The sequence below is a fragment of the Cupriavidus sp. CP313 genome (genome assembly GCF_054072015.1).
Genome location: NZ_JBSVZB010000057.1, coordinates 20453 through 31913, shown reverse-complemented (window position 1 = coordinate 31913; position 11461 = coordinate 20453). Strand labels below are relative to the sequence as shown.

The 11461-nt window shown below is 71.0% G+C and carries 5 protein-coding genes and 1 pseudogene; 1 reads left to right on the top strand and 5 read right to left on the bottom strand.

What is annotated here, in order from left to right; genetic code table 11:
* Both ACW4E8_RS39460 and ACW4E8_RS39455 read right to left on the bottom strand, forming a co-directional pair.
* Positions 1-240: pseudogene (locus ACW4E8_RS39460) on the bottom strand (MerR family transcriptional regulator); the annotation flags it as partial.
* 101 nt (positions 241-341) lie between these two features.
* Positions 342-1355, bottom strand: a complete 1014-nt coding sequence (locus ACW4E8_RS39455; RefSeq protein ID WP_456809432.1) for an aldo/keto reductase — start codon at positions 1353-1355, stop codon at positions 342-344.
* A 100-nt stretch (positions 1356-1455) separates the two neighbouring features.
* On the opposite strand from ACW4E8_RS39455, the gene ACW4E8_RS39450 reads away from it, so the two are divergent.
* Complete coding sequence (locus ACW4E8_RS39450) at positions 1456-2379, top strand: LysR family transcriptional regulator (RefSeq protein ID WP_456809431.1); 924 nt, start codon at positions 1456-1458, stop codon at positions 2377-2379.
* On the opposite strand, the gene pbpC is transcribed toward ACW4E8_RS39450, so the two are convergent.
* From pbpC to ACW4E8_RS39435, 3 genes are read right to left on the bottom strand one after another with little or no spacing between them, the layout of a single operon-like run.
* Positions 2369-4594: a penicillin-binding protein 1C gene (gene pbpC, locus ACW4E8_RS39445; protein WP_456809430.1), complete on the bottom strand. Its 2226-nt coding sequence runs from the start codon at positions 4592-4594 to the stop codon at positions 2369-2371. The genes ACW4E8_RS39450 and pbpC overlap by 11 nt on opposite strands.
* Positions 4591-5295, bottom strand: coding sequence for a lysoplasmalogenase (locus tag ACW4E8_RS39440; protein WP_456809429.1), 705 nt, complete (start codon positions 5293-5295; stop codon positions 4591-4593). The genes pbpC and ACW4E8_RS39440 overlap by 4 nt, the downstream gene beginning before the upstream one ends.
* Positions 5292-11363, bottom strand: a complete 6072-nt coding sequence (locus ACW4E8_RS39435; RefSeq protein ID WP_456809428.1) for an alpha-2-macroglobulin family protein — start codon at positions 11361-11363, stop codon at positions 5292-5294. Before ACW4E8_RS39435 ends, ACW4E8_RS39440 begins: the two co-directional genes overlap by 4 nt.
* Positions 11364-11461 lie beyond the last annotated feature (98 nt).

The following is an 11461-nucleotide window of genomic DNA, read 5'->3' as shown; positions in this document are numbered from 1 at the left end:
CGCCACCTGAGATCGCAAGTCGTCGCGCTGCCCAGCGCTACTGACGCGGCAGTACACGATTGTCGATCGCTTCTCAGGCCCGCCGCCAAGCATCGCCCGAACATCGAACTCTTCAAAGTACCGATGTCCGGAAGGCAGGCGCTTAGCCGTCAGGATGCCTTCGCGCTCCTAGCGGCGCACCGTACTCGGAGCCCGTCCGATGCCCTTTGCGAATTCGTTGATCCGATAAACCTTGCTCATGTCGAGCAACTATAAGACACTTTTGAGCAAGAATGGAGTATCAGTTGCTGGCTCCGGCCGGACGTTGCTAAGCGCCATTATTGCGCATGCCCCCGCGCGCTTCAGCGCGCGAGCAATGCCATCACTTGCGCGGCATAGCGCGTACCCGCCGCTGCGCCGGCCGGGAACACCGCGTCGATATCGGCCAGGTCCTGCGCATCCAGCCGCACCGCGAGCGCGCCGAGGTTGTCGTCCAGGTTGGCGATGCGGCGCGTGCCCGGAATCGGCACCACCTGCGGCCCGCGCGCCAGCACCCAGGCCAGCGCCAGCTGCGCCGGCGTGCAGCCCTTGTCCGCGGCCAGCGCGCGCACTTTGTCGACCAGCGCCAGGTTGCGCGCGAAATTCTCGCCCATGAAGCGCGGGTTGGAGCGGCGGAAGTCGTCCTCGTCGAAATCCTCCGGGCTGCGGATCGCACCGGTCAGGAAGCCGCGGCCCAGCGGGCTGTATGGCACGAAGCCGATGCCCAGGCGCTCGCAGGCGGCAAGGATGCCGTCCTCGTCCACGTCGCGTGTCCACAGCGAATACTCGCTCTGCAGCGCCGTGATCGGATGCACCTGGTGGGCGCGTTCGAGCGTGGCGGCACTGGCTTCGGACAATCCCAGCCAGCGTACCTTGCCGGCCTTCACCAGATCCGCCATGGCCCCCACGGTCTCTTCGACCGGCACTGCCGGATCCACGCGATGCTGGTAGTACAGGTCGATATGGTCCGTGCCCAGCCGCTTCAGGCTGGCCTCGCAGCTGGCACGCACATAGTCGGGGCGGCCATTGACGCCACGCGTGGCCGGGTTGGCCGGGTCGCGCACCAGGCCGAACTTGGTCGCCAGCACGACCTGGCCGCGCCGCCCGGCGATGGCGCGGCCCACCAGTGCCTCGTTGGTGTGCGGGCCGTAGATATCGGCGGTGTCGAGCAGGTTGATGCCGCGTTCCAGCGCGTGGTGGATGGTGCGGATCGACTCGGCGTCGTCATGCGCGCCATAGAAGTCGCTCATGCCCATGCAGCCGAGGCCGAGCGGATAGACGCTGGGACCGGTCTTGCCCAGCTGGCGGAATGGAGTGGAAATAGCGTTCGCGGTCATCGAGGGCTCCTGTTGGCCGGTCGGGCACCGGCGGTGCATCGGATGGGGCAAGTATGGGCACTCGACCCGCGTGGAAACAGCGTGCTACGCTGCATGTATCATGAAGCCAGACTTCACAATCGATATTGATTCCCTGCCCGCGCTGGCCGCGTTCACGCGCGTGGCGCGGCTCGGCAGCTTTACCGCCGCCGCGGCTGCGCTGGCGGTCAGCCCCTCGGCGGTCTCGCAGACCATTCGCCAGCTGGAAGCGCGCCTGGGCGTGCGGCTGCTGCAGCGGACCACCCGCAGCGTCGGCCTGACCGAAGCCGGGGCCGCGTTGCTGGCGCGCGTGGAGCCGGCGCTGGCAGAGATCGGCGCCGCCACCGACGATATCCGCCAGCAGCGCGACATGCCCGCCGGCACGCTGCGGCTGACCACCCCGACCACCGCCGGCGCGCTGGTGCTGCGGCCGCTGCTGGCCGACTTCATGCGCGCCTGCCCCGCCATCACCGTCGACGTGATCACCGACGACCGTTTCGCCGACCTGGTGGCCGAAGGCTTTGACGCGGGGCTGCGCCTGGGCGAAGCCCTGCAGCGCGACATGGTCGCGATCCCCGTCACCGGCCCGCTGCGCATGGTGGTGGCCGCCTCGCCCGATTACTTTGCCCGCCATGGCACGCCGCGCCATCCGCGCGACCTGCACGCGCATGCCGGCCTGCAGTACCGCTTTGGCCCGCACGGCAGCGTCTATCGCTGGGAGTTCGTCGAGGACGGCCGCACCTTTACCGTGGACACGCGCCCCGCGCTGATCGCCAACGACAAGACCCTGCTGCATCAGGCGGCGCTCGACGGCATGGGGCTGATCTACGAATTCCCGGTCCATATCCAGCCGGCGCTGGACAGCGGCCGGCTGGTCACGGTGCTCGACGCCTGGCTGCCGCCGTTCGACGGCTTCTACCTGTACTACCCGGGCCGCGTGCTGATGCCGCCCAAGCTGCGCGTATTCGTCGATTTCCTGAAAGCGCGCGCCGGCCTCAGCGCTTAGCCGCAGGCACAGGCGCGCGCACTGACGCGCCACGCACTTCGATGCCGATGCGGTCCACTACCTTGCCTGACGCATCGAGCAGCTCCACCTGGTGCCGCCCCGGCCACGGCAGCCATGCCACCTCGCCGCCGCGCCCCAGCGGCTTGCCGTCCATGCGCCAGCTGACCGTGCGCGCGGCCTGGCCGGCGACGCCCTCGGCATGGAACCAGACACGCTGCGCCGCGGGCGGCATGTCGGGGTCCAGCGCAAACACGGTGCCGTCGGCGGGATTGGCGATCACGGGTGCGGTCGGGCGCGCGGCGGGCGCGCTCACGCTGACGCGCCGGATCGCCGTGCCGGCAAGAAAGACTTCATCGCGCGCTGGCTCCAGCCCGTCGTCGAAGCTCAGCGCCACGCGCTGCACGCCGGCGGGCATGGCGGGCGCCTGGCTGGCACGCGTGCGGTGCAGCGCTTCCATGATGTCGTGCCAGACTGGCGCTGCGCCCGATACGCCCGAGACCTCATGCATGCTGGCGCCGCTGGCATTGCCGACCCACACGCCCACGGTGTAGTGCTGCGACCAGCCGATGCACCAGTTGTCGCGCATGTCCTTGCTGGTGCCGGTCTTCACCGCGGTCCAGAAGCGCGTGGTGAGCGGGCTGTCCAGGCCAAAGGTGCGCGCGCGCGCATGGCGGTCCGACAGGATGTCGGCGATCACGTAGCTCGCGCCTGGTTGCATCACCGCTGTCATCGATGCGGCTGGCGCCCCTTCCCGCAGCCGTGGCGGCGCGTAGCGCCCGCCATTGGCCAGTGCCCGGTACGCATTGGTCAGTGCCAGCAGCGACACGTCGGCGCTGCCCAGCGCCAGGCTGTAGCCGTAGTAGTCGCCGGCCTCGGTCAGCGGCAGCCCCAGCGCCACCAGCCGCTTGTGGAAGCGGTGCGGGGTCACCATCACCAGCGTGCGCACCGCGGGCACGTTCAGCGACGCGGCCAGCGCCGCGCGCAGGCTGACCCAGCCGGCATAGCGGTGGTCGTAGTTCTGCGGCACGTAGAGCCCGCCGCCGACCGGTAGGTTCACCGGCCGGTCGTCCAGCAGCGAGGCCGCCGTCAGCCGCTTCTCTTCCAGCGCCTGCTCATACAGGAAGGGCTTGAGCGTCGAGCCCGCCTGCCGCAGCGCCGCCGCGTGGTCCACCTGCGCGGCGCCTGACAGCGCGCCCGACGAGCCCACATAGGCCAGCACGTCGCCGCTGGCATTGTCGATCACCACCACCGCGCCGTCCTCGACATTGCGCGCGGCCAGCTCGCGCAGGTGCCGGTCCAGGCTGGTGGCAGCCGCGCGCTGCAGGCGGGCATCGAGCGTGGACGTGATGCGCGCAGGCATGGGTACGCCCGCAGCCAGCTGCGAGCGCGCCTCGCTGACCAGGCGCCGTGCCAGGTGCGGTGCCAGCTGCGGCGACGCCGCCGACGGCATGGCCGCAGCAGCGCGCTGCGCCACCGGCCCGGTGCGCAGCAGCGCCAGTTGCGCAAAGCCTTCCAGGCCATCGCACTCGCGCGGCAGGCGCATCTCGCGCAGGATGCCGCAGGCGCGGCTTGCCACCTGCCCGGCTTTGGCATTGGGCGCGCGCACCAGCGCCACCGCCAGTGCCGATTCGCGCGCGTTGAGCCCCTCCGGGTACTTGCCGAACAGCACCTGCGACATCGCCGACAGGCCCACCAGCTCGCCGCGGAACGGCACCAGGTTCAGGTAGGCCTCCAGGATCTGGTCCTTGCTCCAGCTGCGCTCCAGCGCTGCCGCACCCGCAGCCTGCCCCAGCTTCTGCGTGAAGCTGCGGCCCTGCCCAGGCGCGCCCGGCCGGCGCAGGTCCTCATCGAGCAGGCCCGCCAGCTGCATGGTCAGCGTCGAGGCGCCGCGCGTGCGCGTGTTCCACAGGTTGGCCCAGGCCGCGGCCGCCACGCCCTGCCAGTCGACCCCGCTGTGGGCATAGAAGCGCCGGTCCTCCGACAGCACGATGGCAGTGCGCAGCGCGGGCGAGGTATCGGCCAGCGCGACCCAGTCGCCGCGGCGCGCGCGGAAGTCGTCGCGCACGCGGCCCACGGTGTCGCCGTGGCGGTCCAGCACCACCACGTCGGCACTGCGCCAGTCGGTACGGACTTGCTCGAAGGACGGCAGGGCCATGGCCGGTGCGGACCAGGCCAGCGCCGTCACCAGCACCATGCGAATACAGCGCTGCTTCATGCCTGCTTGCGTCCCGCCACGATGCCCGCCACCAGCAGCACCTGCGCCGCGGCGTAGGTCCACCAGATGCCAAGCTGGAAGGATTCGAACGGCACCAGGAAGCGCGCGATGCCGATCATCATGTCCGAGGCGGCAAAGCACAGCGCCCCCAGCGCCGCCAGCGGCGTGGGCAGGCGCGCCACCAGCGCGCTGCAGGCCATCGCCGCAAGCACGCCCACGTATATCGCCACCGGCACCGTCAGCGGGCCCATATTGGGCCAGAAGCGGCCCAGCATGGTGCCCGCCACGCCCAGCATGGCGCCGCACGCAATCAGCCGGTGCGGGCGGGTGTCGCCCGCCAGCGGCACCAGCACGCGCAGGTAGGCCAGGTGCGCCAGCAGGAAGGCGCCAAGCCCGCCCATGAACGAAAAGGACAGCGTCGGCAGCGCCAGCAGGAGGTCGCCCAGGGCTGAGAACAGCAGCGCCGTGACCAGCCAGCGGCGCTCCACAAGCGGCCGGTGGAACCACGCGGCGCGTGCCAGCAGCAGCGCCATCGCGGTCTTCCACGCAGGCTGCATGGCGATATGCCCGGTCAGCGGCGCGCCGTCAGGCAGCTCGATCGCCACCTGCACCAGCAGCGCGCCGTAGATGATGCCGGCCAGCGTGCCCGCGAGCCACCACTCGCGCACGCGTGCCGGCATCATCATTGCCAGCCAGCTCATGGGCGCGCCCCCACCGCCAGCCGCGCATTGGGCGCCACGCCGAACACATCGGGCGCGTACATCGCTTCCACGCGCGTGGGCGGCAGCGCGAAGTCGCCGGCGTTATTCAGCCGCACCGTGTATTCGACCGATGCCGTGCCCTTGGGCAGGTAGCCGAAGTACTCGCGGTAGGCCTGCGGCGTGCGCTCGGTGTAGGCCGGCCAGGCCGCGCCCTTGCGCTTCTCGCCGCGCGTGGCGATCTCGGAGTCACGGCCCAGGCCGCTGCCGAGGATGGTGGCGCCGGCAGGCACCGGATCGCTGACCACCACCCAGGTCATGTCGGCCTGCGCATCGATCTCCAGCTTGACGCGGTACACATCGCCGCGCGACCACTTGCCCTTCACCGCCTGCTCCTGCGGCGTCACGGTGCGCTTGATGCGGTAGCCCGCGGCCAGCGGCGCGGTCACCGGCACCGCCGCCAGCGCCCGCACCGTGGCCCACGGATGACCGGCGCCGGCGTGCTCCACCTGCAGCGTGCCGCCGTCGGCGACGGTCGGCCACGGCAGGTCGACGCTGCCCTGGGCCACGCCGTCGGTGCGCTGCGCGCGCGCCCAGTCGAAACTGCGTGAGGCGTCGGCCGCATTGCTCACGCTCGCTCGCGTAGTGCCCGCCACCGGCGTCTTCTCGAACGCCTGCGAAAAGCGCGTCACCGCCAGCATGCCCCAGGCATTGGCAGTGGTGGTGCCCCAGGCTCCATGCACCTGCCGGCCCAGCAGCCCGGTGGCCAGTTGCGGCGCATCTTCCTTCCAGCCCGGCAGTTCCGACGCCAGCGCCAGCAGGCGCGCGGCATTGGTGTCGCCGCCCGCCATCATCCACCACCAGTTGTCATTGCGCTCGGTGGAGAACGCCAGGCGCGTGCCCTGCACCGTCAGGCGCGAGCGCAGCAACTGCTGCGCCTCGGCCAGGCGTTGCTCGCGCTGCGGGATGTCCTGCATGCGCGTGAGCAGCAGGGTCCAGTCCAGCAGCGCAGAGGTCGGCCACTGCGCCGGCAGGATCTGGATCGAGCCCAGCATGCGCGCCTGCGCATGGCCGGTGCGCGACAGGGCCTCGAGCGCGGCCAGCTTGCGCGCTTCCAGGTACTGCGTGCCGGCCACCGGCGCCCAGCTGTCGCGGCGGATGCGGCCTTCGACGAAGTCGGTCAGCCCGCGCTCCATCTGCGTGCGCTGCGCGTCGGGGATGCGCAGCGCCAGCCCGGCGCGCGCGGCCTCGTCGGTGACCGCCAGCAGGTAGGCGGTCAGCACTTCGCTGCCGAAGTCGCCGTCGGCGTTCAGCGGGAAGTACGAGGCCAGCCCGTTGGCATCGAGGTAGGACGGCAGCTGGGTCATCAGCGCGTCCCACGCGGCGGTGTCGTTCAGGCCGATGGCTTTCGATGCGCGCTGCTCCAGGCAAGTGAACGGGTAGTTGCGGAACCACTCACGCACGCCCGGCATGCCGCTCGCCAGCGACGACTGGAAGTTGACCTGCAGCCCGCCGCGCACCTTGCCCGCCGGATCCGCCAGTGCACCCGGCGGCGCCTTGACCGGCACCGACAGCGACGGCGACACCTGCGCCAGCGTAGCCTGCTGCACCGTGACCGGCACCGCCGGCACGATCTGCTGCGACACCTTGATGCGGTCGGCCGCGCCACCCGTGCCCTGCTCGCTCGCCTGCACTTCCCACATCACCGTGCCGCTGCGCGAGTACGCCAGCAGCGCGGGCGCGGTCACGTCCCAGCCGATCTCGCGCGCTTCGCCGGCAGGGATCTGCACGGTCTGCGCCGGCAGGCTGGTCTCATTGCCGAGCAGCGTGCCGCGCGCGCTGGCCTGCACCGTCATCGCGCGCTTGGTGGTATTGCGCAGCGTGAACATGGCGCGGTAGCGGTCGTCCTCGCGCACCAGCAGCGGCAGGCCGGAAATCACCTGCAGGTCCTGCGTGGCGGCAATGGTGGCGCTGCCCGTGCCGAAGCGGCCGAGGCCGAGGTCCGCCACCGCGACGATGCGGAAGCTGGTCAGCGAATCGTTGAGCGGCACCTCGATGCTGGCGCGGCCCTCGGCGTCGAGCTGCACGCGCGGGTTCCATAGCAGCAGCGTGTCGAACAGTTCGCGCGTGGGGCTCTTGCCGCCACCGCCGCCCGCCGGCACCGCCTTGCGCCCGTAGTGGCGGCGCCCGATGATCTCCATCTGCGCGGTCGACGTTTCCACGCCGTAGCCGCGCCGCTGCAGCATTGCATCGAGCAGGTCCCAGCTGGTGTTGGGCATCAGTTCCAGCAGCGCCTGGTCCACCGCGGCCAGCGCCACTTCGCCGTTGGCGGCGGGCTTGCCGTCGGGCAGCTTCACCTGGATCGCCACGCGCGCCTTGCCGCGCACCGGATAACTGGCCTTGTCCGGTGTCACGGTAACGTCGAGCCGGTGGCCCGCATTGCCGACGCGGATCTCGGCCAGCCCCAGCCGGAAGGCCGGCTTGGACAGGTCCACCAGCGCGGTCGGCGCGGCGTACTCGCGGCCCTCGCTGCGGAACGCGCGCCACCACTCGCCCGGCTGGCGCCAGCCCCAGGTGAAGAACGAATACCAGGGCACCTCATGCAGGCGCCCGCGCAAGGCCAGCACCGACACGTAGACGTTGGGCCCCCACTCCGGCTTCACCTGCACGCGCACAGTGGGATCGCTGCCATGCAGCTCGACCACCTGCGCCTGGTAGATGCCCTCGCGCTCCACCGCCACCAGCGCGGTGGCGTGGCGGAACGGCATGCGCACCTGGAACACCGCGGTGTCGCCCGGCGCGTAGGACTTCTTCTCCGGCAGCAGGTCGATGCGGTCATGGTTCTCGCCGCCGAACCAGAGCTCGCCCTGGCGCGTGACCCAGACCGTCGAGGCCGCCTGCGCGGTGCGCCCGTCCTTGTCGCGCGCGCTCGCCACCAGTTCAATCTGGCCGGCCTGCTCCAGCGCCACGTCGCAGCGCGCACGGCCCTGCGCATCGGTGCGGGTCTCGCACACGGTGCCGAGGTCGCGCGTCTCGGTGCGGTTGTCATAGCGGTAGAAGCCGCCCACCACGCGCTTGCGCGCCGAGGTGGTGATGCGTGCCCGCGCGTTGATCTTGACCGGCGCATCCGCCACCGGCTTGCCGTTGACGTCCAGCACCACGCCGTGCACGGCCAGCTTCTGCTTGACCGAGACCCAGCCATCGGTGCGGATGCCGGCCACCACCGCCGCCGGCCACACTGGCACGGTCTGGCGCAGCGTCTGGATCTCGCCGTTGGGGTCGGCAAAGCCGGCTTCGAGCAGCAGGTCGCGCGGGGCTTCGGTCTTGGGCAGCTTGCGCAGCGTGACGGTGCCGTTGCCGTTCTTGTCGAGCGTCACCGGCAGCTTGTCGGCGACCAGCTTCTGGGCGTCGGCACTGGCATCGCTCTGCTCGTCCTCATCCATCTCCTCGTCGCCGCCGGCGCTTTCGCGCTGGGCGCGCGGCGGGTTGAACGAGAACTCGTCATAGCCAGGGAAGCTGACGTATTTGTCGCGCAGCAGCGCAGACACGCGCACGGGCAGCCCGGCCGCACCGCCGCCGGAGAGGTAGTGGATCTCCACGCCGACCGGCAGTTCGGCAGGCGCCACCACGGCCCCCGCCTTGCCTGCCACCTGCAGCGTGCCGGCCAGCACCGGCAAGCGGAATGCCTCGACGCGGAAACTGCCGCTGGTGTAGCTGCGCGCGCCGCCTTCGTCCTGCGCGCCTTCGCCCTTCTGCGTTTCCAGCTCCACGCTGTAGACCCCCAGCTTGGCCGCCGGCGGCACCTGGAAGGTGCTTTCCGCGCTGCGCCCGCCGGTCGCGGTCTGGCGCCATTGCAGCGGCAGCTCGTAGGTCTGGCCGCTGCCTTCATGGCGGATCACCACGCGCGTGGGCAGCGGTCGGCTGGCCGGCGGCAGGGCAAAGCCCTGCGCGGTCTCGGCACGGATCAGGTGCTTCATCGACACGGTCTCGCCGGCGCGCAGCAGCGTGCGATCGAAGATGGTGTGCGCGCGCACCGTGGGTGCGGTGCTGGTGTCGGTCGGCACATTGAAGCGCCAGGTCTCGATGCCGCGGTTCCAGCCCGACATCACGAAGGCCATGTCGGCCTTGCCGCGTGCCTGCGGGTGGCCGGCGGCGATGCGGGCCGAGACGAAATAGCCCGACAGCCCGTTCTGGTCGCAGGCGCCCTCGGGCGCGGCAGCCAGCTTGGCAAAGCGCACCACGCCGCTGGCATCGGTACGCCCTTCGCCCAGCAGGCGGCCGCTGCAGTCGCGCACCGCCACGGCGGCATCGGCAACCGGCTTGCCGTCGTCCAGCGCGGTGACCCAGGCCAGCCCGCTGCGGCTGCCATCGTCTTCATTGCCGGCGCTGCGGCCCAGCTTGAAATGCACGCCCAGGTTGGTAACCAGCGCCGCCGTGCGCACGTACATCGGCGCGCGCTTGCCGAGCAGCGACTCGCCCAGCATCGGCGAGGCGATCTCCACCACATGGAAGCCCGGTTCCGGCAGCGGGATGCCCACCACCTCGAACGGCCGCGGCGCATCGCCCGAAGGCTTGGGCACGGCCAACTTCTGCACCCCGGGCGCGCGCTCCAGCAGCGACACCGAGCGCGTCTCGATCGACACCGCATTGCGCGGGTTGTTGACGCGATACGGGGAACGGCCCGCCAGCACGGCGTCGAGCTCGGCCCGGGTATAGCTGGCCTCATGCATGCGGCGCACCAGGCCAAACCATTGCATCACGGCCGTGTCGTCGTCCACGCGCAGCTTCATCACGGTGCCGGCCCTGGCCTGCACGCCGCGCACGGCGAGGTCAGCCTCGACGTTGCGCAGCGTCACCGGCAGCAGCGGCGGGTAGTCGGCCGGCGACTTGCCGCGCGGCAGCTCGCCGAAGCGTTCCACCACGCCAAACGGCGCCGCGGCAAACTTGGCCAGCGGCGGCATCGATGCGGTGGCCACCTTGAGCGGGAACAGGTCGGCATTGGCCAGCGTGCGGCCGCTGTCGTCCTTCAGGTTGCGCGGCACTTCGATGGTGAACTGGGCCTTCTCCGCGAACGGCGCGGCAAAGGTCAGCGCGCTGACGCTGGCGTCCGGCGCCAGGTCGGGATCGAACTGCGGCGCGCGCGGGCCGGACGGCGTCTTCAGCACCACGCTCTCGGCCAGCTTGCGCGGCACCGGCGAGGAGAAGGTGACCGACATCGGCCGCAGCGGCGTGCACGGCGACTGCGCGTGTTCACGCTCGCAGCTGAAGCTGGCAGTGAAGGGTTCGCGCACGGTGTAGTCAAAGCGGCGCTCATCGCGCGTGGCCACGCCGGAGGGCGTGGCAATGCCCGCGCCCAGCACCAGCTGCACCCGCGCCGCGGCCGGCAGCCGCTGTTGGCAGGCAAGCAGGTGCACGGCATCCGGCGCCTGTTTGGCGATGCGTTCCCAGTGGATGGCGTCGAGCACGGCATCGCGCTCCTTGCCGGTGAGCAAGCGCACCGGGATGCGCTCGCCCAGCCCCTGCGCCTGGCACCAGGCGTGCTCGCGCACCGAGGCCGCGGTGGCGGCGCCATTGAAGCGCAGCGCAAAGACCTGGTCTTCCTCGATCTCGCCGCCCGCAGGCCGGCTGGACACGACCGTCGGGCCGCCGGTCTCGAACCGGTACTCCGGCTTGCCGGCATAGGCGGTGCCGGCCACGCTGCGCAGGCCGGTACGCATGCGCACGGTGCAGCGCACGCCCGGCGGCAGGTCGCTGGCAAAGTCGTAGACCCAGTTCTTCGCATCGATCCAGCGGGCCTGCCCGCCGGTGCCGGCACCGGTGCAGGAAACCGCCGCGGGCGCGGTAGCCTGGACGTCGCCTATCGGCACCATGGCCTCGTCGAAGCGGATCGCCACCTGCCGGACCTGCCCGACCGTGCCTTCGGGGGAGAAGCGCGTCACCTGCGCGGCCTGCGCGCTGCCGGCTGCCAGGATCCCAAGCGTGGCCACCAGGGCCAGGACTGCGCGCGGCGCACGCGATTGCATTGGCAACCTGCCAAGACCCCGATCGGCTCGGGCGACGATTCCCTTCATCCTGCCATCCTCCGTTCCCGCCACGTTTGCGGCACCCGGCGAGGGTGACACGCACGCCACAGGAGCGCAAGACCGGCACGCAACCCTGCAACGCGCCG